The organism is Mesorhizobium sp. B3-2-1 (assembly GCF_006439515.1).
Classification (GTDB): domain Bacteria; phylum Pseudomonadota; class Alphaproteobacteria; order Rhizobiales; family Rhizobiaceae; genus Mesorhizobium.
On sequence record NZ_VFTI01000003.1, the window covers coordinates 26,372 to 48,648 of the forward strand.

Genomic DNA, 22,277 nt, shown 5'->3' on the forward strand with positions numbered 1-22,277 from the left:
CGCGACATGCTGTAGTGGCGAGTGTCTGTCGCTTGTGCGCACCCCGCTTGCTGGCTAGGCTGCGTCAGGCAGGGTGCCGGAGGAAATCATCTTGAGCATCGAATTTCTGTTGACGTCGCTGATTGTCGTGGCTTCGCCGGGCACCGGCGTCCTCTACACGCTGAGCGCCGGGCTTTCGCGCGGTGCACGTGCCTCGATCATCGCAGCCTTCGGCTGCACGCTCGGCATCATACCGCACATGGCGGCTGCCATCACCGGCCTTGCGGCGCTGCTGCACACCAGTGCGGTCGCCTTCGAGACCCTGAAATATCTCGGCGTCGCCTACCTGCTCTACATGGCCTGGAACACGCTGAAGGAGAAGGGCGGCCTGAGCGTCGAGGACAATGTCGCGCCGCGCTCGGCCGGCAAGGTGATCGCCACCGGCATCCTCGTCAACGTCCTCAATCCGAAACTGTCGATCTTCTTCTTCGCCTTCCTGCCGCAATTCGTCAGCACCACCGAACCGAATGCACTGTCGAAGATGCTGGAGCTCAGCTCGGTGTTCATGCTTTTGACCTTCGTGGTCTTCGTCGGCTACGGCATCTTCGCGGCCTCGATCCGCAGCCATGTCGTGTCGCGGCCGATGGTGATGACCTGGATGCGTCGGACGTTTGCCGGCGCCTTCGTCATGCTCGGCGCCAAGTTGGCGCTGGCGGACAGGTGATCGCGCGGCCTACAGCATGTCGCGGCGAATAGGGTTCGCCCGACCTGCTGTAAGCTTCTCATTTCATGCATGTCGTTGTCCCGGAACCGAGGACACTTCCGGGCGACATGCATTAGCCCTTGACGTAACCCATCGCCTCGACGATCCGCCCACCCGCGACGCGCATCAGATTGACGCCGCGCAGAGAATTGCCGTCGGCCATCCAGTAGCGCCAACGGATCGTGGCGCGGTCGCCGGCCACGAAAGTCTCCTCGATGTCGAAGTGCGTGCCGGGTGCGGTGGCGATCGCCGACCACAACTCGACGCAGGCAGCCTTACCGGCTCGGCGCGCGCCCTCCGGCGCCGGTGTGGTGTTCTCGATCACGCAGTCCTGCGCCACCAATTCGTCGAGTGCCGAGGGGTCGTGATGCTGGAACACGTCGTTATAGCGCCGCATGATTTCAGCCGTTTCGCCGGAGCGGTTGGCCGTGGCGATGTCGATGATCGATTCCTGGGTCACTGGATTTTCTCCTTCGTTTTAGTGGTACCGCGGCGACGCCCGGCCGACGCCTCCAAATATGTAGACCGATTTACATATTATGTAGACCGATTGTCATATTTTGGACAAGCCCTATAATGCGCACTCCTGACAGGGGTTGACATGGCGACGGACACGCGCACGCGGATGATCGAGGCGACGGCGCTGCTTTTGCGGCGGCGCGGCTATCACGGCACTTCGCTCAGCGACATTTTGAGTGCCAGCGCCGCGCCGCGCGGCTCGCTCTATTTCCATTTCCCGGGCGGCAAGGACCAACTGGTCATTGAGGTGACGCGCGCCAGCGTGGCCCACGTGACCGAGCGGCTGGGCGCGGCTTTGGCCGCCGAACGCGATCCTGCGGTCGCCGTCCATCACATCTATCAGTCGGTGGGACACATGCTGGAAGAGAATGAATTCTCGCTCGGCTGCCCGGTCGCGCCGGTCGTGCTCGATGCGCCGAACGACGTGCCAGATCTGGCGGAGATCTGCCGCTCTGCCTTCGAACAGTGGATCGGGCTGCTGCGCGAGGCTTTCATGCTGGCGGGAGTGCCCGAGCGCCGCGCGCACGCTCTGGCGCTGCTGGTCGAATCGTCACTGGAGGGGCTGATGGTGATCGCTCGCGCCACCCGGGATCGCGCGCCGCTGAAGGTGGTGGCCGACGAGGTTGCGGCACTGGTCGAACAGGCCGTGCTGGCTGGCAAGAGCGCAAAACATGCCGAAGCAGTCGTCTGAGACTGTCCGGGATTATGCGCCTTGGTTGGGGAAACACGCCGTGGCGCCGAGCACTGGGCCGTTGGCCAAAGCGGTCAGGAAGGATGGCAGCACGGTCGAGAATGTGTAGGAGATCCGCACCGTCGTGAATCCCGTGAGACCCGAGCAGGTCGTGTTGTTGTCGATGCTGATGTCGGTTCCGGCCAGCTCGAGGCCGTCGCTGGCAGCCATGCTGCTGATGTAGCTTATGGTGTTGGCTGCGCTGTAAACGCCATTCTGCGTGCAGTGGCTCTGCAGCACGCCCACGCAACGCGCACCTGCGGTGGCCGTATCCTGCAGCACATGTTGCGTCCAGAACATGCGGCCGAACTCCACCGTGCCGAACAGCACCAGCAGCAGCGGCACCGACAGCAGCGCGAATTCGACGGCGTTGGCGCCGCTCCTGTCGCGGATGAACGCGGTCAGGCGCTTCAAGACAAGGGGTCTCATTTCGGCTGCATCATGGCCTGGACAGTGATTGTGCCGCTCTTGACGACGCCGACGCCGCCGAACAGAGGCGAGAAAGGCCGGCTGGCGCTGATCGTCACGAACTTGCCGGCAATGCCGCCGGCCGGGCAGGTCGAGCCGCAGGTCACCGATGAGCCCCAGGTGACGTTGCCGGCGGAGCCGGTTGGACAGTAGCAGAGGTCGGCGCCGGATGCCGTGCCGCTCTGGATCGCGGTTGCGGCGCTGGTGTCGTAGGCGATGGTGGCGCCATTATTGATGACGACCTGGACATGGCCGCCGGCGCTGCCGAGACCGCCCGCCACCACCGCTGTGATATTGGCGGCAAGCGTGCCGCCGCCGGTCGAATTGACCTTGTCGGCGCCGAGCAGCGCGTAGTTGGAACCTGCCGACACCGCCGAGCTCAGATCGAACTTCGCCTTCAGCGAGGCGCCGATGTCCACCATTCCAGCCAAAATCAGGATCAGCACGGGACTGATCAGGGCGAACTCGACCGCCGAAGCGCCGGCTGTCTCTCGGGTGAGGAAGCGGGCGAACGCGGACCGCCGCGACGCGTGCGCCATGACAGTTTTGAAACCTCTCAGGATCGTCACTGGACAAGACTCACTTTGTTGCTGGCGCTGGAGCTGGAAGCGGCGATGCATTCCGACGCCGCGGCCGTGCCGCCTGAGAGCGTGATCAGCGAGCCGATCATCTGCAGGCATTTGCTGGAATCGGATGGCGAGCCCAGAACACTGGACCCACCATTCATGATGATCGGGCCGTAAGGGAAATAGAAGGCGCCGGAGATCTGTGCATTGGAGCCGCCCTCGGCGAAGGTGGCGCCCGCGGTGACCGAAGTCGATGTCGGGCCGATAACGGCGAGCTTCGCCGTGGCGCCGGTCTGCGGCGCGGTCAGCACGATATTGCTGTAACCGGCCGCCACGCAGAAGACATAGCCGTTGCAGCTTCCCGAGCTCGATTTGGCCTTGCCCGACAGCACCAGCGTCACGTTGGCGCCGCTGACGCTGATCGTCGAGCCGCCGCAACTGGCGCTGCCGCCACCGCTTCCGCCAAGCGCGAAATAGCCGTCGATCGTATAGACGCCGGCGCCGAGCAGGACGGCGCCCGAGGCGATGAAATTGCCTTCGATGTCGTGCTGCGCCGTGGCCGGCACGACAAAGCAACTGCCACCGCCGCCGCCGTTCACATTGCCGATGACCTGGAACACGCCCGAGCTGGTGGCGTCGGCCATGATGGTCGTGGAGCCGCCGCCGAGCGTGATGGCGTCGCCGTTGCCGCCGGGCCCGATCTTGTAGCTGTTCGAGGTGCCGGAGCCGAAGGTGATGACGGCGCCGCCGGTGTTGTTGAGCCCGCCGGGCAATTCGAACGTGCTCGGCCCGCCGAAGGTGAGTTTGCTGGTGTTGCAGAGGCTGACGCGCGCGATGCCGCCGCAGGTGTTGTCGCTGATGCCGAACTTGAAGGTGCCGGCGCCGAAGGTCGTGGTGGCGCCGCCGCCGGTCGTCAGCCCCTTGGTGAAGTTGTAGATGCCCGGCCCGAAATTGGTGGTGCCGCTGGTCGTGAGATCGCCGGCGATGTTGTAGACGGTGGTTGCCGCACCGCTGGTGGCGAAGTTGAGGTTGATGCCGCCGCCGATGGTGATTGTTCCGATATTGACCGTGGTCTTGCTGCCGCAATTCAGCGTCCAGGTCGACGTCGGGGATGCCCAGCTTGCCGTGCAGCCGAGCGCGGTCGCCTGACCTTGGGTGGACCCCTGGCTCCAGGCGAAGTCGATGTTGGTGCTGTTGGCCGGCGCTGCCGGCGCCGTCGGCTTCGACATCGCCGCGACCGTGCTGAAACGCGCGACAGCCGCGGCAATGGCCGTATTGCCGGCCAGCGGATCGGGTGTCGATTTCTTGGCGATCACCGCGGCCGTGCCGTTCGGGCCGGTGATGCCGTTGCAGGGCTGGCTGGGCGGCGCCGCCGAGTTGTAGTTCACCCCGATCGCCGAAATGGACGTGCCGCAGGGAACGGTCACGGTGTTGTTCGACGACACCGTGCATTTGGCCGCGGTGATGTTGGTGCCACCCGAGAGCGTGATGCCGGTCTTGGTGCCGTCCAACGCCAGCATGCAGCCGGGGGTCTGCGCCTGGGCGCCGAGTTCGGCGACGGCATTGGCATAGATCTGCAATTGCTGGCGGTCGTTGAGCACGCGCGCCAGAAGCAGTTGTTTCTGGGTGCGGATCGACACCGAGACGGCATTCATGCCGGAAGTCTTGGGAGAGGTGACCAGCGCCGCCTGGACATCGGCGGCCGGGACGCCGTTGAGCGTGGCGACATTGACCGCGGCCGCCGTCATCTGGTCGGTCGATTTCGTCGCATTGTAGGCGAGAGCGCCGGCATAGGCCGCAAGGTCTGCCGTGCGCTGGTTGCCGGCCCGGTCGACCAGCGCGCCGCCATATTCCGTGACGAGCGCCGCCATGCCGATGAGCACCGGCAAGAGCAGCGCTGACATAATGAGGACGTTGCCATCACGGTTACGCACAAACCGGCGAAGTATTTGCATCGATGAAGACCCTGCACGCGCGAGGAGCTCAACTGTGCCCATTAGTAGGCGTGAAAGTCTTAAAAATCATTGTCCGACAAATCGCACAATGATCAGGGACGTTTGATCAAAGTGCTGATTTAATTGAAGAATTGCACAAAGTTTAGGCAGTCGGTTGGAGCGGCACGGCAGCGTTGCCCATCAAGGGCGGATCGCCAGGCGCTCAAGCCTTCGAATCGAGACAACGAAAAAGGGCGACCTCTCGGCCGCCCTTTCGATAATTTTGCGAGGATGGCTGGATTAGAAATCCATGCCGCCACTCAAGCCCGCTCGCGGGCTTGAGCAGTGTTGGTTGATGGGCGTGCTTTATGGACTTCTTAGAAGTCCATGCCGCCCATGCCGCCCATGCCGCCGCCGCCCATGCCGCCAGGCATGCCGCCGGCGCCAGAGTCCTTCTTCGGAGCTTCGGCGATCATGGCTTCGGTGGTGACGAGCAGGCCGGCGACCGAGGCCGCGTCCTGGAGGGCGGTGCGCACGACCTTGACCGGATCGACGATACCCATGACGATCATGTCGCCATATTCGCCGGTCTGGGCGTTGTAGCCGAAGGTCGCGCCCTTGTTCTCGAGGATCTTGCCGGCAACGATCGATGCTTCCGCACCGGCGTTGGCCGCGATCTGGCGGGCCGGAGCCTGCAGCGCACGACGAACGATGTTGATGCCGGCAGCCTGGTCGGCATTGGCGCCGGCAGCCTTGATGTTGGCCGAAGCGCGCAGCAGGGCAACGCCACCGCCTGCAACGATGCCTTCTTCCACGGCCGCGCGGGTCGCGTTGAGGGCGTCATCGACGCGGTCCTTCTTTTCCTTGACTTCGACTTCCGTCGCACCGCCGACGCGGATCACGGCAACGCCGCCGGCGAGCTTCGCCAGACGTTCCTGCAGCTTCTCCTTGTCGTAGTCCGAGGTGGTCTCCTCGATCTGCTGCTTGATCTGGGCAACGCGGCCCTGGATCTCTGCCTTCTTGCCGGCGCCGTCGACGATGGTGGTGTTCTCCTTGGAGATCGACACCTTCTTGGCGCGGCCGAGCATGTTGAGGCCGACGTTCTCGAGCTTGATGCCGAGGTCTTCCGAGATGACCTGGCCACCGGTCAGGATGGCGATGTCTTCCAGCATGGCCTTGCGGCGATCACCGAAGCCCGGCGCCTTGACGGCGGCGATCTTCAGGCCGCCACGCAGCTTGTTGACGACCAGCGTGGCCAGGGCCTCGCCTTCGACGTCTTCCGAGATGATGAGCAGCGGCTTCGAGGTCTGCACGACGGCTTCGAGGACCGGCAGCATGGCCTGCAGGTTGGAGAGCTTCTTCTCGTGCAGGAGGATGTAGACGTCCTCCAGTTCGGCAACCATCTTGTCGGCGTTGGTGACGAAGTAGGGCGAGAGGTAGCCGCGGTCGAACTGCATGCCTTCGACGACTTCGAGTTCGGTCTCGGCAGTCTTGGCTTCCTCGACCGTGATGACGCCTTCATTGCCGACCTTCTGCATCGCTTCCGCGATCATCTTGCCGACCGACTCGTCGCCATTGGCCGAGATCGTGCCGACCTGGGCGACTTCCTCGGAGGTCTTGATCTTCTTGGCGGCCTTGCCGAGAGCGGCGACCACTTCGTTGACGGCCAGATCGATGCCGCGCTTCAGGTCCATCGGGTTCATGCCGGCGGCAACCGACTTGTGGCCTTCCTGGACGATCGACTGCGCCAGAACGGTCGCGGTCGTGGTGCCGTCGCCGGCGATGTCGTTGGTCTTCGAAGCAACTTCGCGGACCATCTGCGCGCCCATGTTCTCGAACTTGTCTTCAAGCTCGATTTCCTTGGCGACGGTGACGCCGTCCTTGGTGATGCGCGGGGCGCCGAACGACTTGTCGATGACGACGTTGCGGCCCTTGGGACCGAGCGTGACCTTCACCGCGTCGGCGAGGATGTTGACGCCGCGCAGCATGCGCTCGCGGGCGTCACGGGAGAATTTTACGTCTTTGGCAGCCATGTTTTAGCTCCTGGCAGGGGCTCGGATAGAGCCTGAAAAATTCAAGTTGAAGGTGAGGCCGATGATCAGCCGATGATGCCCATGATGTCGGATTCCTTCATGATCAGAAGGTCTTCGCCATTGAGCTTGACTTCGGTGCCCGACCACTTGCCGAACAGGATGCGGTCGCCGGCCTTGACGTCCAGCGGGACCAGCTTGCCAGCTTCGTCGCGGGCGCCCGAGCCGACGGCGATGATCTCGCCTTCCTGCGGCTTTTCCTTTGCCGTGTCCGGGATGATGATCCCGCCGGCGGTCTTGGATTCGGATTCGACCCGGCGAACGACCACGCGGTCATGAAGCGGGCGGAACTTCGACTTTGCCATTTTTTCTTCCTCGATGAGAACGGTGAGAAACAGTTCCTCCGTCCGGCGGCGCCGGACACATAGTTAGCACTCACCAATGGCGAGTGCTAACGTGGCGCTGAAATAGGCCGACGATCTGCGAGAGTCAAGGCGCGCCGCAGGAGGCAGTCGTGGGAAATTTTCATGCGCTGCATCGTCGCGGAGAATGTGGCGGTTACTGGCCGCAAAAGCGAAAGAATTTCGCTAGGTCGTTCAGCGCCTCGGCGACCGCAGTACCAAAAGCGGGCATCGCTCGGCGAGCCCGTAGCTGCCGGTTGGAACAATGCGGACGTTACTGAAGAACGCTTCCGCCTCGCTGATGAGTGCCATGGGCGGCGCAAAACTGTAGATGGCCGGCGAGTTCCGATAGACATCGATAGTGGCGATGACCGGCAATTCCCAGCCCGTACGCGCCGAGAGTTCCTGGCGATCAGGGAACAGTGCATCGAACCTTTCCGCGATCGTCTTTACTGGAATTGCATGGTCGGGAGCGGGGCCCGTCGCGGCCATGGCGACGCGCCATTTGAGCTCGTGGAAAGTGGAGACACCGCCAGAAAGCGCAAGCGCTTGCACCGCTGCCGGATCGTCCGGTGTCTCGGGACGGGCAAAGAGACGCAGGCCCGCGCGCCCGTCAGAATGCAGCACGCTGGCAATCGCCGCGAACAGCGCCTCGCGCACGGCTGAAAAGCCTAGCGCCGACAGGCAGCCGTCGCCGATCACCGCATCGACGCTTGCGCGCGAAACCGGTAGGTCGAGCCAGTCGCAGTTGATGGCCTTTCGCGACGCTGTATCACCTGGCCAGATTCCGGCGATCATGTCGGAGGATTCATCGACGGCCATCATGGTCGCGCCGAGCCCGGCGAGTTCCGGCGTCACGCCGAGCAGAACGACATGTGCCTCCGAAAGGTAGAGTTCGCGCTGGTAGGTTTCCACAGCTTCGGCAGGCGGCCGCAGCGGTGGCCCGAGCAACTCCCAGTGCCGTCGAATGGCATTCCAATGGTCGGTCATCCCTGGCCCCAACCAGCATTGTGTTCAGACGCATAATCGAAGACGCTAATGAAACCAAGTGCGGGGGGCACATGACACGCATCGCGGTTATTACGCATGAGTTCGACAGGTTCGAACGCCGGCGTGGCCCGCTGTTGCGCCGCGACAGTCCCTACATGCTCTTTGATCTGCTGGAAGAACTGAAGCGGCGCGGCCATTCCGTCCGCATACTCTCAGGAACGTCGGCGAAGCCCGAAGCAGACATAGCGGTGCTGCATGTCGATGCGACCGTGACGCCGCCCGAATATGTCGAATACGCGCGCGCTTTTCCGTTCTGCCTGAACATCGGGGCAGCCGACATCTCCAAGCGCCTAATCAGCGGCGCCGTCATCGGCAGGGACGACGACTGGCCAGGTCCGGTCATCGTCAAGAGCAATCTCAACAATCTGGGAATGCGGGAACAGTCGCTTAACCGGCGATCGCGACGTGCCGGAAAGCCGGAGCCATTTCCCGGTGCCGAGCTTATCGAGGGCTACCGCGTCTGTACGTCCCTTTCGGATGTTGCGCCTGCGGTGTTCGACCGCGGGGATCTCGTCGTCGAAAAATTCATTCCCGAGCCGGAACCGGACGGCTTTGGCGCCCGCTTCTGGATATTTTGCGGGGAGCGCGAGCGCTGCACCCGCCATGTTTCGTCGCAAAGCCTGGTCAAAGGCGACGACACGATCCGTCGTGAGCCGGTTCCGGTTCCCGAGGAGCTTCGTGCGCTGAGGCGCGAGCTTGGCTTTGACTATGGCAAGTTCGATTTTGTCATGCATGAGGGCAGGGCGGTGCTGCTTGACGCCAATAAGACGCCAGGCGGTGCCCGCAATCTTTCCGCCTTTCTCGCCGCCGGCAACGCCAATCTGGCCGATGGCTTCGAAGGCCTCATTGGCCGGGCGACATCTTCGGTCGGCGTCAGAGGAACAACCGCAACTGGGTGTGGATGATCGAGCGGTAGTCCTCGATGGTCCGGCGGCTTTCCGCGTCGCCCTGCGCAAGCGCCAGGCGCACGACGCCGCCGGCGAGCTGGAAGATCAGCAGAACCATGCGTTCGAACTGCTCGTGCTTGTCCGGCTCCAGCAAGGCGATGACATGGTCGCAGAACATCTTGGCTTGAAGTCGGGTTTCGGCGATGTCGAGATTCTTGAGCGCCTTGTCGGCCTGGATGGCGTTCTGCAGATCCTGGATGGCCGGATCGCCGGCGACACGGCCGAGATAGTCGTCAAGCAGCCGGTCCGCCGCGGCGATGATGTCCCTGGCTTCTCTGACATCGGCGACAATCGCCGCCAATCGCGCCCGGCTGACCTCGGAAAACCGCTCATAGAGCATTGCCAGGATCGCCGACTTGTTGGGGAAGTAATGGTAGACGGTGGCGATCGGTCCGCCCGCCAGCATGCCGACCTCCTTCATGGTGACGGCGTCGATGCCCTTCTCGCCGATCAGCCGCATGGTGGTCGACAAGATAGCGTCGATGCGCTCGCGGCTGCGCTCCTGCTTGGGTCTGCGCCTCGGCTCGGTGGCCGTTCGACTTGCTTGCGTCATGCACCGATCTTTCGCACGGGTTCTCAAATTCCGGTTGACATGAAATATGATCAAGTATCAGTTTCTGAAATGCTGACAGATTGTCAGCTTTTCTGCCGCGCGGCAAGGACGTTGGGAGGGCGCCTTTGACTTCGACAAGCACCAGTCTTCAGGGCGATGGCGACTGGCTGGTTGGCAACCCGACCGGCGGACAGCTTGCATCGGCCTTGTGGATCGGGTCGGTCGGCCTGCTCATTCTCGGCCTGCAGCCCGTCCTGCTCGGAGCCCTCTACACCGAGGGCCATGTCAGCGGCGACGAACTGGCACTGGTCGCCACCGCCGAGATGATCGCCATCGCGATTGGCTCGGCGATCGTTGCGATGCTGCTCTCCGCCCACAAGATGCGCTGGAAAAGCGCGGTCCTCCTGCTGCTGCTGGCGCTGGCCAATGTTTGGACCGCCTATGCCGCCGGCGCCAGCACGCTGATGGTGGCGCGCGCGCTGGCCGGCCTTGCCGAAGGCGGCCTTGTCGCGATCGCCACCGAACTGATCGCCCGCTCGCGGCGCGCCGAACGCATCGGCGGTTTTTTCGTCACCATTCAGACGCTGGCGCAATGCGCTCTTGCGCTGCTGTTGGCGCTCTATGTCGTTCCCGCCGCCGGATCGGCGGGCGGCTTCCTCGTTCTTGCCGTCGTCTGTGTGGCGTCGCTGGTGGTCGCCTTCGCTGTCCCCGCCGATTATGCCGACCTGCCGAAGGAAGAAAACCTCGCCAATGTGCTGACGGTTCCTTCGATCACCGCGCTGTTGTCGGTCTTCTGCTACTTCATGTTCTTCGGCGCGGTCTGGGCCTTTCTGGAGCCGCTCGGCGCACAATTCGGCATCGACGGCGGCACGGTCGGGCTGATCGTCTCGGCCAGCCTCGCGGCGCAGGTGCTGGGCGCGATGACGGCGACCGTGTTCGAGGCGCGCATAGACTATCGCCTCGCCATCGCGGCGATCGGCATCGTCGCGCTTGCCGCCTCGCTCGTGCTTGCCAGCGGACCTGGCCTCACGACATTCTGGGTCGCCGCCCTGGTCATGGGTTTTATCCTGCTGTTCATCGTGCCCTACCAGATCCGGCTGGCGATCACCGCCGACGAAAGGCGCACCGCCGTGCTGCTGGTGCCGGCCGCCCAGCTTTTCGGCCTGGCGATCGGGCCGGTCGCCGCGTCGCTGCTCATCGACGGCAAGGATTTTCGCCCGGTGCCGGAATTCGCCGCCGCAAGCGCTGTCGCCAGCGTGGCGTTGCTGGGCCTGTTTGTACTCGTCGCACGGCGTCGCCGGGTTGTTGCGTGAGCACCATGGCGAACAGCTGGAGCAACTGGTCGGGCTTTGTCACGGCCGAGCCGCGGTTGCTTGCCAGCCCCGCCGATGCCGGCGAACTCGGCGATCTCATTCGCACCGCACCCGGCCCGGTCCGCGTCGTCGGCGCCGGTCACTCCTTCACGCCATTGGTGAAGTCGCAAGGCACCATCCTGTCGCTGGAGAAGCTGGAAGGGCTGGTCTCGCATGACGCGAAAAGAAATCAGGCGCGCGTGCGGGCAGGGACGCGGCTTGGTTCGCTCATGCACATCCTGCAAGGCATCGGCCAGGGCCTGCCCAACATGGGCGACATCGACCGCCAGGCGATAGGCGGCGCGCTGGGCACCGCTACCCATGGCTCGGGGTCGACGCTCGGCGCCTATCACACGCAGTTGGAAACGGTGCAGATCGTCGACGGGCTCGGCAAGGTCCGCGAATTCAAGCGGGAAGGGGATCGGGAGACGATCCATGCCATCGGCGTCGCCCTCGGTGCCTTCGGTGTGCTCAGCGAAGTGACGCTGAACAACATCGCGACCTACCGGCTGCGGCGCCGCAAATGGGTGCTGCCGATAGGCGACATGCTGCGCGATTTCGAAACGATGATGGCCGCGCACCGGTCGGCCGAATTCTATTACATTCCCTTCTCCGGCTACGCGCAGTTCATCGCCAGCGACTTCAGCACCGAAGCCACGACGATGCGCCCGACCGACGACGACGAGGGCTCCTTGCGCACGTTGCGCCGCTTGCGCACCGGGCTTGCCTGGCTGCCGTCGCTGCGCCGCAGGTTGATCCGTGGCGCCGTCGCCAAGGTGCCGGCCGAGGATTATGTGCAGGACTGGCTCAACGTCTACGCCAGCGACCGGCAGACCAGGTTCAACGAAATGGAATATCACCTTCCCTTCGAGGAGGGGCCGAAGGCGCTGACCGAAATCATCGAACTGACCGAGAAGCATTTTCCGGAGGTCTATTTCCCGATGGAAGTGCGGTCGGTGGCATCGGACGAATTCTGGCTCTCGCCCTTTCACAAAAGGCTTACCTGTTCGATCGCCATCCACCACGATGCGGCGAACGATCCGTTGCCGTTCGTGCGCGCGGCCGAGCCGATCTTCCGCAGATATGCCGGCAGGCCGCACTGGGGCAAGATGCACAGCCTGAAAGCGGCCGATCTGAAAAAGCTCTATCCGCGCTGGGACGATGCGATGGCGGTGCGCCGCGACATCGATCCGCAAAACCGTTTCGTCTCGCCCTATATCGCCGATCTCTTCGGCATCGAACAATGAGAGCCTATTTCGCCACGCTTTCGGATGCGCTGAAGCAGGCGGGCATCTTCCAACCCAGCCTGCTGCTCGACCGCGATCGGCTGGATGGCAACATCGCCCTGGTGAAAGAGAGGCTTGATGCCAGCCTTGCCGTACGGCTGGTCGACAAGTCGCTCGCTTGCCTGCCGCTGCTTGCCCATATTGGCAAGGCGCTTGGAACCCACCGCTTCATGACCTTCCATCCGCCGATCAGCGAGGCGGTGCTGAGCGCGTTTCCGGATGCGGATCTCCTGTACGGCAAACCGATGCCGGTCGGCGCGGCAAGGGCGGTGCTTTCCAGAGGCGAGGTGGCCTGGTCGCGGGTATGCTGGCTGATCGATACGCAGGAGAGGCTGGCTGACTATGGCGCGCTCGCCGACGAACTCGGCGTCGAGCTGCGCATCGCTTTCGAAATCGATGTCGGACTGCATCGTGGCGGCTTCGCCGATCCGGATGCCCTGTCGCAGGCTCTGACGGCGCTGCCGGCCCATAAAGGGCTGCGCTGTGAGGGCGTCATGGCCTATGAGGCGCATGCGCCGCACATACCCGCCCTGTTCGGCGGACCGGCCAAGGCGTTGGCGCAAGCCTCGAAACGGGCCGCCGCTTTCGTCGCGCGCCTCGGCATGAACCAGCGCCATATCTTGAACATTGGCGGCAGCAAGACCGCGCTGCTTCATCATGGCGGCACCGCCAACGAAGTGTCGATGGGCTCGGCCTTCGTGCTGCCCGGCGATTTCGACACGCCAGGTCTCGGCGGCTTTCAGCCGGCGGCCTTCATCGCAACGCCCATTCTGAAGGTGGTCGAGCCGATGCTGCCCGGCCCGCCGGCGGTCTCGCGTCTGCTCCAGGCGCTCGGCCGGTTTCCGCGCAAGGGCTGCTATCTCTATAGCGGCAAATGGATGGCCGAACCGGTGTTTCCCGAAGGCATGGAGACGAACGGTCTGCTTGGCCTGTCCTCCAACCAGCAATTCATGTCCCTGCCCGCCGAGGCCGTCGTCAGGCCGGGCGACTACGCATTCCTGCGGCCGACGCAGAGCGAAGCCGTGCTGCAGCAGCTCGGGCCGATCGCGGTGCTTTCCGGTGGCAGGATCGTCGACCGCTGGCCGGTGCTGCCGATGGGGTGATGGCTGTCGTCTCGGCGTCGCCATTGGCGCCTGCATCTGCAATGTCGTCATTCCAGGGTCTGCGCGCGTCGCTGCGCTCCCTGCTCCGCACAAGAATGACGAAGTTGTGAGGCGCCTCGTTGCAACGATTTTATTGACTCAGTCAACTAAATGACTGATCCTGTCCAGGACAGGAGGAACCCCCATGACGATCCACGACCACCCCGGCAAGGAACGCATCGACGCGGTGCGCGCGTTCAACCGCTTCTACACCCGCCAGATCGGTGTGCTCGACGAAGGCTGGCTGAAAAGCACCTTTTCGCTTACCGAGGCGCGGGTGCTCTATGAGCTTGCCCATCGCGACGGGCTCGTCGCCAGCGACCTGGTGCGCGATCTCGGCCTTGACCCCGGCTATGTCAGCCGTTTGCTCAAAAAATTCGAGGAGCGCGGTCTGGTCGAGCGCGAAGCCACCGAGGCGGACGCGCGCCGCGCCTCGATCGCGCTGACGCCAGCGGGTAGGGAAGCCTTCGCGCCGCTCAACCAGGATTCGCACGACCAGGTGCGCGCGCTACTCGGTCGCCTGGCGCCCGTCGATCAGGATCGGCTGGTCAAGGCCATGCGCATCGTCCAGGACCTGCTCGGCGACAGACCCGAACCCAAGGTGCCTTACATCCTGCGGCCGCTGCAGGTTGGCGACATCGGCTGGGTCACGCGCCGCCAGGGCATGCTCTACGCCCAGGACTATGGTTGGGACGAAACCTACGAGGCACTGGTGGCTGAGATCCTCGGCGAGTTCGTCAAGAATTTCGATCCGAAATGGGAGCGCGGCTGGATCGCCGAGCGGGAAGGTGAGGTCGTCGGCTCGGTCTTCGTCGTGCGCAAGTCGGATCAGGTGGCCAAGCTGCGGCTGCTCTATGTCGAACCTTCGGCGCGCCGCCTCGGCATCGGCAAGCGCCTGGTCGAGGAATGCATCGGCTTCGCCCGCGCCAGGGGATACAAGACGCTGACCTTATGGACCAACGACATTCTGACCGCCGCCCGGCACATCTACCAGGCGGCCGGTTTCAAGCTGATCGAGGAAGAGCCCCACCATTCCTTCGGCAAGGATCTGGTCGGACAGAACTGGGATCTGGACCTGTAGCGGCGCGTCATGCCTTGACCCGCACCCAGATCTCCAGCCCGCCATTACCGGTGCGGCCATCGAATTCGGGCCCATAGCGCTCGAATTCCGACGCGTAGGCGATTTCATGGCCGGAGGCGGGAAGCCAGCCGTTCCAGATCGTGTCGATCGTGCGCCGATGAAAAAACGGCAACGGCTGTCAGGCGGCCGGACGCAAAGTCGACGACAGGCTTGCTCTCAGGTCTGTTCTGTTATAACAAAACGAAGCAATCGCCTTGCCTCGCTGTCGCGCGCGGCCTAGGCTGCGACTCGTGATGGTCCCCGAGCCGAAAGGCGAGGGGTGAAAAGGGAACGCGGTGAGACCCCATGGGGTCGAGGCCGCGGCTGCCCCCGCAACTGTAAGCGGTGAGCAAGATCCGGAACGCCACTGGCCGGCAAGGCTGGGAAGGCAGGATTGCGCAGAGACCCGTGAGCCAGGAGACCTGCCATCACTGAGTTGACCGGACGGGGTGTGCCGGGAGGAAACGTGGACATCGGTCTTGTCGGCCGGTCGACCAACATCCTTCCGTCGCCAGTTTTGAAAGTGACGGGAAGTTGGACGGCGCAATCGATCGTATTCAACCCGGCTCCATGCACCAGATCATCGTGTGCACCCTTTGCCGCGACGTGCCGACCGGCGTCAGGTCGGGCGAAGGTTTGTGCGCCGAGTTGCGCTCCCGCCTCTCGGCCCAGCCTGACGTGGCGCATGGTTTCACGGTCGAGGGCGTGGCTTGCATGGCGGGTTGCGCGCGTCCCCTGACAGTGGCTTTCCAGGCGCCAGGCAAGGCAGCCTATCTCTTCGGGTCGATCGACGCGCAGGCCGACGCTGCCGATCTCGTGCGGTTTGCCAGGCTTTACGCTTCGCTTCCGGACGGCTGGTGCAATTCCGGACAACGTCCGCCGGGCCTGGCCGGCAAGACGCTGGCCCGCATCCCGGGAGCCGGCAAGCTGGCGGATGGCAATCGATGACAACGCCGCTTCTCGATGCGCGCGACCTGGGCGCGACGGCGAATGGCCGGCATCTGGTCCATGCCGTCAGCCTGTCGGTGACATCCGGCGACCGCCTCGCCATCATTGGTCCCAACGGCGCCGGCAAGACCACGCTGCTGCGCATGTTGTCCGGCATGCTCAGGCCGAGCTTCGGAGAGGTGAAGCTCGGCGGGCGGCGCCTGGATGGGATTTCGCCCGCCGAACGGGCTCTGCATATCGCCGTCGTGGGCCAGACCGACCAGCCGGACCCACGGCTGGCGGTGATCGACTATGTCGAGCTTGGCCGCGTCCCGCATGCCGGCCTGAGGCGCCGCGGCGAGGAACGCGACATTGTCGTGGACGCGCTGCGCCGGACCGGCCTGTTGCCGCTGCTCGGCCGGACCATCGGCTCGCTGTCTGGTGGCGAACGCCAGCGCGCCCAGCTTGCGCGTGCCATCGCGCAGGAGCCCAAGATCCTGTTCCTCGACGAGCCGACCAACCACCTCGACCCGCGCGCCCGCGCGCAACTGCTCGAACTGGTGGCCGGCTTCGGCATGACGGTGATCGCGGTGCTGCACGATCTGACCCTGGTGGCGCCCTTCGCCACCAGGGTCGCGGTGATGAACGAGGCCCGGCTGCAGGCGCTGGCGCCGCCGCACGAGGCGCTGACGCAGCAGTTGATCCGCGAGATTTTCGGCGTCGACGTGTTTCGCCTGCGCCATCCCACCGAGGACCGCGAACTGACGGTGTTCGACCTTCCGAACCGCGCCGCACCGCCGTCCTGATCAAATCCATCCTTATCCGACACGTTCAACCAAGGAGCAAAGTCCGTGAAACGCCTCGCCTTGTCCCTCGTCGTCTCGCTGCTGGCCTCGACAGCCTTTGCCTTCCCCGTCACCGTCGACAGCTGCGGCAAGCAGCTGACCTTCGACGCGCCGCCGAAGCGCGCCGTCATCCATGATCTCAACATGGCCGAGATGGCCTTCGCGCTGAAGCTGCAGCCGTCGATCGTCGGCCTGACCGGTATCACCGGATGGTACAAGGTCGGCCCCGAATTCAAGGCAGAGCAGGGTTCCATTCCCGAACTGGCGCCGAAATATCCGACGCTGGAGAATCTCGTCGCCGCCGAGCCCGATTTCTTCTTCGCCGGCTGGTACTACGGCATGAAGCCCGGCGGCGACGTGACCCCCGACACGCTCGCTCCGCACGGCATCAAGACGCTGGTGCTGACCGAAAGCTGCGTCCATCTCGACAAGAGCCGCCCGGCCGCCTCCATGGACCTGCTCTATGGCGATATCGAAAAGCTGGGCAAGGTCTTCGGCAAGGAGGCAGAAGCGGAGAAGCTTGTCGCCGGCTGGAAGGCGCAACTCGCCGATATCACCGCCAAGGTCGGCAGCGCCAAGGGAACACGCGTGTTCCTGTACGATTCCGGCGAGGACAAGCCCTTTACCGCGGGAAAGTTCGCCATCCCCAGCGCCATGATATCGGCGGCCGGCGGCGACAACATCATGGCCGACATGGAAACGAGCTGGGGCAACACGGACTGGGAGACGGTGGCGGCGCGCAATCCGCAATTCCTCATCCTGCTCGATTATCAGGACGGCGGCGGTTACAGGAAGCTGCTCGATTTCCTGAAGGCGCACCCGGCGATGAAGGAGACGGACGCGGTCAGGAACGAGCGCTTCGTGGCGCTTCGTTATGCCGAACTGACGCCAGGACCGGCGAACATCGAAGCCATCGGCAAGATCGCCAGGGCGATGCATCCGGAAGCGTTCTGATGGATCTTGCCCGAGAGCACAAATCCGGCTCGCTTTCAGGGCACAAAGCCTTCACGCTGGCCATGACGGCGGGCGCGGTGGCGCTCGTCGCTCTCGCGCTGCTGTCGATCGCTTACGGCTCGACGCTGATACCTCTAACCGATGTCGCCGCCGCCCTTGGCCGTGCCATCGGGCTGGATGAGCCCGGGATATCGGGCCCGGTCGGCAAGATCGTCGTCGACTTGCGGCTGCCACGCACGATCCTGGCGATCTATGTCGGCGGCGGGCTGGGTATCGTCGGCGCGCTTTTGCAGACCGTGACCCGCAACGACCTTGCCGACCCTTTCCTGTTCGGCCTGTCGTCGGGGGCCGCTGCCGGCGCGGTTTCCGTCATTACCGTCTTCGGCGACAGCTTCGGCATCTGGACCTTGCCTGTGGCTGCGTTCACCGGCGGCATCCTCGCCGCCTCCATCGTGCTTTTGCTGGTGGCGCGGGTGAGGGGGCAAGGTCCCGAACGGCTGATCCTCGCCGGCCTTGCCGTCTCCTTCATGTTCACGGCCTTGACCAATTATCTGGTTTTTGCCGGCGACCAGCGCGCGGCCCATTCGGTGCTGTTCTGGACCATGGGCGGGCTCGGGCTGGCGCGCTGGGACAATGTGTGGCTGGGCGCGGTCGGCGCTGGCACGATCGCGGCCTACGGACTGTGGAACCACCGCAAGCTGGACGCTTTCCTGGCCGGCGAAAGCGCCGCCGAAAGTCTCGGCGTGCCGGTGGCCCGCATGCGCAGGACGACATTTCTCGTGGCGGCTTTCTCGACGGCAATCCTCGTCTCGGTCGCCGGCGTCATCGGCTTTGTCGGATTGATGATCCCGCATCTGTCGCGGCCACTGGCCGGTCCCTTGCATCTGCGCCTGATCGCAAGTTGCGCGGTTTTCGGGGCGGTGCTCCTGCTGGCAAGCGATCTTCTGGCCCGGACCTTGCTGCCGCCGCAGGAACTGCCGATCGGCATCATCACCAGCTCGCTCGGCGCGTTCTTCGTCGTCACCATGGTTGTTCGAAACCGCCTTTGAAGACGGCGTCCGCGCGTTTCGCATGGGAAGGGCGTTCACCTGTCGCTAACCAGGATCGCGTTGCAGACCTGCCATGCGCATTTTTCCGGCTTTCGTGGCGATGTGGTATCTTGATTAGTAAGCACGCTTATTATATGTATCGCTCATGGTTTCAGATGGCATCGACAGACTGGGATTTTTGATCCACGACGTGCAGCGCCTGATGCGCAAGCGCTTCGAGGCGCGCGCCAGTGGGCTCGGCCTGTCCTCGGCGCAGTGGCGGCTTCTGGTCCGCGTTGCCAAGGAGGCGGGCGTTGCACAGGCGCGGCTCGCCGAACTGCTCGAAATCGAGCCGATCAGCGTCTCACGCCTGGTCGACCGGATGGAGGAGGGCGGCTGGATCGAACGCCGCTCCGACGCGGCCGACCGGCGCGTGCGGATGATCTTCCCAACCGAGAAGGCGAATGCGGCCTATGCGGACGTCAAGAGCCTTGCTGGCGAGGTCTATGAGGAATCGCTCAGCGGCGTTTCGCCGGAAGACCGGCGCGTCCTGATCCGGGCGCTGGATGTAATGGTACAGAATCTGACGGACAGCGAAGCTTCGTCACTTGAAAAGATCAAGAGTTCGGAAGGTGCGGCAGCATGAACGCGGTAGCCAAGGTTGAAGAAAACGCTCCCAAGGTGGAGATGGAAGCGCCGGCCCAGCCGGCTGCCGCCCCTGTCGCGGTCACTCCTCCCGTGCAGCCGGTCGCGGCGCCGAAGAAGAAGCGCCGCATCGGCCGCTTCTTCCTGATGTTTGCCTTACCGGCGGCATTGATCATCGGCGGCGGCTATGTCTGGGTGACGGGCGGGCGCTACCAGGAAACGGAAAACGCCAATCTGCAGCAGGCCAAGGTGTCGATCGCCTCCGACACGGCCGGTCGTATCGTTCAGGTCGCCATATCGGACAATCAGACGGTGAAGCAGGGCGATCTCCTGTTCGCCATCGACCCCGAGCCCTACCGGATCGCGCTTGCACAGGCTGACGCGGCGGTGGCTGCCGCGCGCCTCAATGTCGAGCAGCTGCGCGCCGCTTACAGCCAGGCGATGGCGCAGGAGAAATCCGCCAGCAGCGAAGTTGCCTATGCGCAGTCGCAATATGACCGTGCCGCCGATCTCGCGCAGAAGGGCATCAACGCCAAGTCCTCGCTGGATCAGGCCAGGAACGATCTCGACAAGGCAAAACAGCAGCTCGCCGTTGCCGAACAGGGCATCGTCAGCGCCAAGGCGGCGCTCGGCGGCAATCCCGATATCGAGACAGACAAGCATCCGACCGTGATGTCGGCGCTCGCCGCGCGCGACAAGGCTGCCTATGACCTGGCGCAGACCACGGTGAAGGCGCCTGCCGATGGTCTTGTCTATCAAGCCGCGTCCTTCAAGGTCGGCCAGTATGTCGGCTCCGGCACACCGTTGTTTGCGCTGGTCGAAACCGGCGACACCTGGATCGACGCCAATTTCAAGGAAACCCAACTCACCAACATGAAGCCTGGTCAGAAGGCGGAGATCGTGGTCGACACCTATCCGGGCAGGACCTTCGAGGCGACTGTCAAGGCTATCGGTGCCGGCACCGGCGCGGACTTCTCGCTGCTGCCCGCCCAGAACGCCACGGGCAATTGGGTCAAGGTGACCCAGCGCATTCCGGTACGCCTGGAACTGACCGATGCCGACGCCAAGATGGCGCTGCGTACCGGCATGAGCGCTTCGGTTACTGTCGATACGGGCGTGGCGCGTGGCTGGCCGTCGATCTTCGGCCACGCCACGGCCGGCGAGCCCGCGCAGTAAGTCAGCGGAAGCCCGCCGGGACCAGGCGGGTGGAGCCGAGTTACAGGATTGGTCTGATGGGAGCGGTGGGTAGGATCAGTATTTGGGTCGGGCCGCGTGGCTGCCCAAGATCTGAAATCTTCGATACGGACCCGTCGGTCCTCTGGTTTCCGGGCGGCATGCATCCGCTCGTCAGAGACTTTCAGTCGATGTAACCCCCACATCGATAGTCGCGTCCCACCGCGACGAAGGTCTCTCGACGGAAGGCTTTGCCGCCCGGAAACCCGGTGTACACGTTTCTGTTACCTTCTGGAAGTTCTGCGCCATGAGCACGTCCGAACCGTTCAAAGAAGTGCCGCATCGTGGCCTGATCACGGTCGCGCTAATGCTGGCGACCATCATGCAGGCGCTCGACACCACGATCGCCAACGTCGCGCTGCCGACCATGACCGGCGATCTCGGCGCATCGCCCGACAACATCAACTGGGTGCTGACCTCCTACATCGTCGCCGCCGCCATCATGACGCCTGTCACCGGCTGGCTCGCCGACCGTTTCGGCCGCAAGGAACTGTTCCTGACGGCGGTGGTCGGCTTCACCATCTTCTCGATGTTGTGCGGCCTGGCGTGGAGCCTGGAAACGATCGTGCTCTTCCGGCTGATGCAAGGTGTGTTCGGCGCCGCGATCGTGCCGCTGTCGCAGACCTTCCTGCTCGACATCAACCCCAAGGAGCGCCATGGCCAGGCAATGGCCATATGGGGCGCCGGCATCATGCTGGGACCGATCCTCGGCCCCACGCTTGGCGGCTGGCTGACCGAGAATTTCAACTGGCGCTGGGTGTTCTTCATCAACCTGCCGGTCGGCATCCTCGCCTTCCTTGGCATGGCCGCCTATCTGCCGGCCGTTGCCCGGCGGGTGCGCAGCTTCGATTTCTTCGGCTTTGCCATGATATCGCTCGGCGTCGGCGCTCTCCAGCTGATGCTCGATCGCGGTGGCGAGGTCGACTGGTTTTCCTCGATCGAGATCTGGATCGAACTTGGCCTTTCGATCACCGGCTTCTGGGTGTTCATCATTCACACGGTGACATCGGAACATCCCTTCATCGATCCGAAGATTTTCCTCGATCGCAATTTCGTGACCGGGCTGGCGTTCATCTTCGTCATGGGCGTGCTGATCCTGGCCTCGATGTCGCTGCTGCCGCCGATGCTGTCGACCATCTTCGGCTATCCGACCGTCACTATCGGCATCGTGATCGGGCCGCGTGGCGTCGGCACCATGATTTCGATGCTCGTCGTCGGGCGCATCATGGGCAAGATCGATGCCAGGATTCTCGTCGTCATCGGTTTCCTTCTGACCGCGCAGTCGCTCTACACCATGGCCAGCTTCACCCCGCAGATGGACAACTGGCTGATCCTCAGCTCCGGTGTGATCCAGGGCCTGGGCATGGGAATGGTGTTCGTGCCGCTGTCAACGGTTGCCTTCGCCACGCTCGACGCCCGTTACCGCACCGATGCAACCTCGTTGTTCAGCCTGGTGCGCAATCTTGGCTCATCGATCGGCGTATCGGTCGTGACGGTGCTGCTGGTGCGTAACACGCAGGTCAATCACGCCGAGCTATCAGCCTTCATCAATCCGTTCAATCCCAATCTCTGGGCGGTCTCGCCGGCGGCCGCCGGCGGCGATCCGACGGCGCTGTCGCAGGTCGATCGCATGGTCAATCTCCAGGCGATGATGATCTCCTACGTCGACGACTTCAAAATACTGATGGTGATGACGCTGGTCGCCATCCCGTTTGTGTTCCTGCTGCGCAAGCCGAAAGCCAGTCCGGCCGGCGGCGGCGCGCCCGCCGCCCATATGGACTGATGTAGCGGCTGCTCGTCAGGGG

General features: G+C 63.8%; 22 protein-coding genes, 1 pseudogene and 1 riboswitch. Of the genes and pseudogenes, 14 read left to right on the top strand and 9 right to left on the bottom strand.

The window, feature by feature from the left end:
• Positions 1-91 precede the first annotated feature (91 nt).
• Complete coding sequence (locus FJW08_RS03775) at positions 92-703, top strand: LysE family translocator (RefSeq protein WP_140808940.1); 612 nt, start codon at positions 92-94, stop codon at positions 701-703.
• A 112-nt stretch (positions 704-815) separates the two neighbouring features.
• Here the strand turns inward: FJW08_RS03775 and FJW08_RS03780 are convergent, their stop codons facing one another.
• A complete protein-coding gene (locus tag FJW08_RS03780) occupies positions 816-1,202 on the bottom strand; it encodes a nuclear transport factor 2 family protein (protein WP_140808941.1) in 387 nt (128 codons plus the stop codon).
• 141 nt (positions 1,203-1,343) lie between these two features.
• Here FJW08_RS03780 and FJW08_RS03785 point away from each other — a divergent pair, with 141 nt between their 5' ends.
• Entirely contained in the window at positions 1,344-1,952 is a 609-nt protein-coding gene (locus FJW08_RS03785; protein ID WP_140808943.1) for a TetR/AcrR family transcriptional regulator, read from the top strand.
• A gap of 12 nt (positions 1,953-1,964) precedes the next feature.
• Here FJW08_RS03785 and FJW08_RS03790 read toward each other — a convergent pair whose 3' ends face one another.
• The 6 genes from FJW08_RS03790 to FJW08_RS03815 form a co-directional block, all read right to left on the bottom strand.
• Positions 1,965-2,405, bottom strand: a complete 441-nt coding sequence (locus FJW08_RS03790; RefSeq protein ID WP_224590443.1) for a TadE/TadG family type IV pilus assembly protein — start codon at positions 2,403-2,405, stop codon at positions 1,965-1,967.
• Positions 2,406-2,416: 11 nt separating this feature from the next.
• Positions 2,417-2,998: a TadE/TadG family type IV pilus assembly protein gene (locus FJW08_RS03795; protein WP_140808945.1), complete on the bottom strand. Its 582-nt coding sequence runs from the start codon at positions 2,996-2,998 to the stop codon at positions 2,417-2,419.
• Between the two features lie 26 nt (positions 2,999-3,024).
• The gene (locus FJW08_RS03800; RefSeq protein ID WP_281408424.1) at positions 3,025-4,980 is read right to left on the bottom strand and encodes a pilus assembly protein TadG-related protein; all 1,956 of its coding nucleotides are present in this window, start codon (positions 4,978-4,980) and stop codon (positions 3,025-3,027) included.
• A 356-nt stretch (positions 4,981-5,336) separates the two neighbouring features.
• Positions 5,337-6,992: a chaperonin GroEL gene (gene groL, locus FJW08_RS03805; RefSeq protein WP_140808947.1), complete on the bottom strand. Its 1,656-nt coding sequence runs from the start codon at positions 6,990-6,992 to the stop codon at positions 5,337-5,339.
• 65 nt (positions 6,993-7,057) lie between these two features.
• Positions 7,058-7,354: a co-chaperone GroES gene (gene groES / locus FJW08_RS03810; protein WP_006203049.1), complete on the bottom strand. Its 297-nt coding sequence runs from the start codon at positions 7,352-7,354 to the stop codon at positions 7,058-7,060.
• A gap of 231 nt (positions 7,355-7,585) precedes the next feature.
• A complete protein-coding gene (locus FJW08_RS03815) occupies positions 7,586-8,380 on the bottom strand; it encodes a class I SAM-dependent methyltransferase (protein WP_140755685.1) in 795 nt (264 codons plus the stop codon).
• Positions 8,381-8,451: 71 nt separating this feature from the next.
• On the opposite strand from FJW08_RS03815, the gene FJW08_RS03820 reads away from it, so the two are divergent.
• Positions 8,452-9,345 (top strand): hypothetical protein, encoded by an 894-nt coding sequence (locus FJW08_RS03820; protein ID WP_140808949.1) that lies wholly within the window; start codon positions 8,452-8,454, stop codon positions 9,343-9,345.
• Here FJW08_RS03820 and FJW08_RS03825 read toward each other — a convergent pair.
• A complete protein-coding gene (locus tag FJW08_RS03825; protein ID WP_140808951.1) occupies positions 9,314-9,940 on the bottom strand; it encodes a TetR family transcriptional regulator in 627 nt (208 codons plus the stop codon). The two genes, FJW08_RS03820 and FJW08_RS03825, sit on opposite strands and share 32 nt — an antisense overlap.
• 125 nt (positions 9,941-10,065) lie before the next feature.
• Here FJW08_RS03825 and FJW08_RS03830 point away from each other — a divergent pair, with 125 nt between their 5' ends.
• From FJW08_RS03830 to FJW08_RS03845, 4 genes are all read left to right on the top strand, one after another.
• Positions 10,066-11,253, top strand: coding sequence for an MFS transporter (locus tag FJW08_RS03830; protein WP_140808953.1), 1,188 nt, complete (start codon positions 10,066-10,068; stop codon positions 11,251-11,253).
• A 5-nt stretch (positions 11,254-11,258) separates the two neighbouring features.
• A complete protein-coding gene (locus FJW08_RS03835; RefSeq protein ID WP_140809323.1) occupies positions 11,259-12,539 on the top strand; it encodes a D-arabinono-1,4-lactone oxidase in 1,281 nt (426 codons plus the stop codon).
• On the top strand, positions 12,536-13,681 hold the full coding sequence (locus FJW08_RS03840; protein ID WP_140808955.1) for a DSD1 family PLP-dependent enzyme: 1,146 nt from the start codon (positions 12,536-12,538) through the stop codon (positions 13,679-13,681). Before FJW08_RS03835 ends, FJW08_RS03840 begins: the two co-directional genes overlap by 4 nt.
• Before the next feature lie 184 nt (positions 13,682-13,865).
• Positions 13,866-14,801, top strand: a complete 936-nt coding sequence (locus tag FJW08_RS03845) for a helix-turn-helix domain-containing GNAT family N-acetyltransferase (RefSeq protein ID WP_140808957.1) — start codon at positions 13,866-13,868, stop codon at positions 14,799-14,801.
• 7 nt (positions 14,802-14,808) lie between these two features.
• Here the strand turns inward: FJW08_RS03845 and FJW08_RS03850 are convergent.
• Positions 14,809-14,958: pseudogene (locus FJW08_RS03850) on the bottom strand (AraC family transcriptional regulator); the annotation flags it as partial.
• 120 nt (positions 14,959-15,078) lie between these two features.
• Positions 15,079-15,285, top strand: a riboswitch (cobalamin riboswitch).
• Between the two features lie 125 nt (positions 15,286-15,410).
• On the opposite strand from FJW08_RS03850, the gene FJW08_RS03855 reads away from it, so the two are divergent.
• From FJW08_RS03855 to FJW08_RS03885, 7 genes are all read left to right on the top strand, one after another.
• The gene (locus FJW08_RS03855) at positions 15,411-15,788 is read left to right on the top strand and encodes a DUF1636 family protein (protein ID WP_140808959.1); all 378 of its coding nucleotides are present in this window, start codon (positions 15,411-15,413) and stop codon (positions 15,786-15,788) included.
• On the top strand, positions 15,785-16,573 hold the full coding sequence (locus FJW08_RS03860; protein ID WP_140808960.1) for an ABC transporter ATP-binding protein: 789 nt from the start codon (positions 15,785-15,787) through the stop codon (positions 16,571-16,573). The genes FJW08_RS03855 and FJW08_RS03860 overlap by 4 nt, the downstream gene beginning before the upstream one ends.
• Positions 16,574-16,618: 45 nt before the next feature.
• Positions 16,619-17,566: an ABC transporter substrate-binding protein gene (locus FJW08_RS03865; protein ID WP_140808962.1), complete on the top strand. Its 948-nt coding sequence runs from the start codon at positions 16,619-16,621 to the stop codon at positions 17,564-17,566.
• Positions 17,566-18,615, top strand: coding sequence for an iron ABC transporter permease (locus tag FJW08_RS03870; protein WP_181182826.1), 1,050 nt, complete (start codon positions 17,566-17,568; stop codon positions 18,613-18,615). The genes FJW08_RS03865 and FJW08_RS03870 overlap by 1 nt, the downstream gene beginning before the upstream one ends.
• Before the next feature lie 145 nt (positions 18,616-18,760).
• Positions 18,761-19,240 (top strand): MarR family transcriptional regulator, encoded by a 480-nt coding sequence (locus FJW08_RS03875; RefSeq protein ID WP_140755669.1) that lies wholly within the window; start codon positions 18,761-18,763, stop codon positions 19,238-19,240.
• On the top strand, positions 19,237-20,415 hold the full coding sequence (locus tag FJW08_RS03880; protein ID WP_140755667.1) for an HlyD family secretion protein: 1,179 nt from the start codon (positions 19,237-19,239) through the stop codon (positions 20,413-20,415). Before FJW08_RS03875 ends, FJW08_RS03880 begins: the two co-directional genes overlap by 4 nt.
• Positions 20,416-20,719: 304 nt before the next feature.
• Positions 20,720-22,255 carry a DHA2 family efflux MFS transporter permease subunit gene (locus tag FJW08_RS03885; protein ID WP_140808964.1) on the top strand — a complete coding sequence of 512 codons (1,536 nt, stop codon included), beginning with the start codon at positions 20,720-20,722 and terminating at the stop codon, positions 22,253-22,255.
• Positions 22,256-22,277 lie beyond the last annotated feature (22 nt).

What these genes read in the sequence shown, in the direction of transcription:
- FJW08_RS03885 (WP_140808964.1), top strand. Translation starts at nt 20,720, where the DNA reads ATGAGCACGTCCGAACCGTTCAAAGAAGTGCCGCATCGTGGCCTGATC.
- groL (WP_140808947.1), bottom strand. Translation starts at nt 6,992, where the DNA reads ATGGCTGCCAAAGACGTAAAATTCTCCCGTGACGCCCGCGAGCGCATG.
- FJW08_RS03800 (WP_281408424.1), bottom strand. Translation starts at nt 4,980, where the DNA reads ATGCAAATACTTCGCCGGTTTGTGCGTAACCGTGATGGCAACGTCCTC.
- FJW08_RS03845 (WP_140808957.1), top strand. Translation starts at nt 13,866, where the DNA reads ATGACGATCCACGACCACCCCGGCAAGGAACGCATCGACGCGGTGCGC.
- FJW08_RS03835 (WP_140809323.1), top strand. Translation starts at nt 11,259, where the DNA reads ATGGCGAACAGCTGGAGCAACTGGTCGGGCTTTGTCACGGCCGAGCCG.
- FJW08_RS03820 (WP_140808949.1), top strand. Translation starts at nt 8,452, where the DNA reads ATGACACGCATCGCGGTTATTACGCATGAGTTCGACAGGTTCGAACGC.
- FJW08_RS03880 (WP_140755667.1), top strand. Translation starts at nt 19,237, where the DNA reads ATGAACGCGGTAGCCAAGGTTGAAGAAAACGCTCCCAAGGTGGAGATG.
- groES (WP_006203049.1), bottom strand. Translation starts at nt 7,354, where the DNA reads ATGGCAAAGTCGAAGTTCCGCCCGCTTCATGACCGCGTGGTCGTTCGC.
- FJW08_RS03840 (WP_140808955.1), top strand. Translation starts at nt 12,536, where the DNA reads ATGAGAGCCTATTTCGCCACGCTTTCGGATGCGCTGAAGCAGGCGGGC.
- FJW08_RS03785 (WP_140808943.1), top strand. Translation starts at nt 1,344, where the DNA reads ATGGCGACGGACACGCGCACGCGGATGATCGAGGCGACGGCGCTGCTT.
- FJW08_RS03860 (WP_140808960.1), top strand. Translation starts at nt 15,785, where the DNA reads ATGACAACGCCGCTTCTCGATGCGCGCGACCTGGGCGCGACGGCGAAT.
- FJW08_RS03825 (WP_140808951.1), bottom strand. Translation starts at nt 9,940, where the DNA reads ATGACGCAAGCAAGTCGAACGGCCACCGAGCCGAGGCGCAGACCCAAG.
- FJW08_RS03795 (WP_140808945.1), bottom strand. Translation starts at nt 2,998, where the DNA reads ATGGCGCACGCGTCGCGGCGGTCCGCGTTCGCCCGCTTCCTCACCCGA.
- FJW08_RS03855 (WP_140808959.1), top strand. Translation starts at nt 15,411, where the DNA reads ATGCACCAGATCATCGTGTGCACCCTTTGCCGCGACGTGCCGACCGGC.
- FJW08_RS03875 (WP_140755669.1), top strand. Translation starts at nt 18,761, where the DNA reads ATGGTTTCAGATGGCATCGACAGACTGGGATTTTTGATCCACGACGTG.
- FJW08_RS03870 (WP_181182826.1), top strand. Translation starts at nt 17,566, where the DNA reads ATGGATCTTGCCCGAGAGCACAAATCCGGCTCGCTTTCAGGGCACAAA.
- FJW08_RS03815 (WP_140755685.1), bottom strand. Translation starts at nt 8,380, where the DNA reads ATGACCGACCATTGGAATGCCATTCGACGGCACTGGGAGTTGCTCGGG.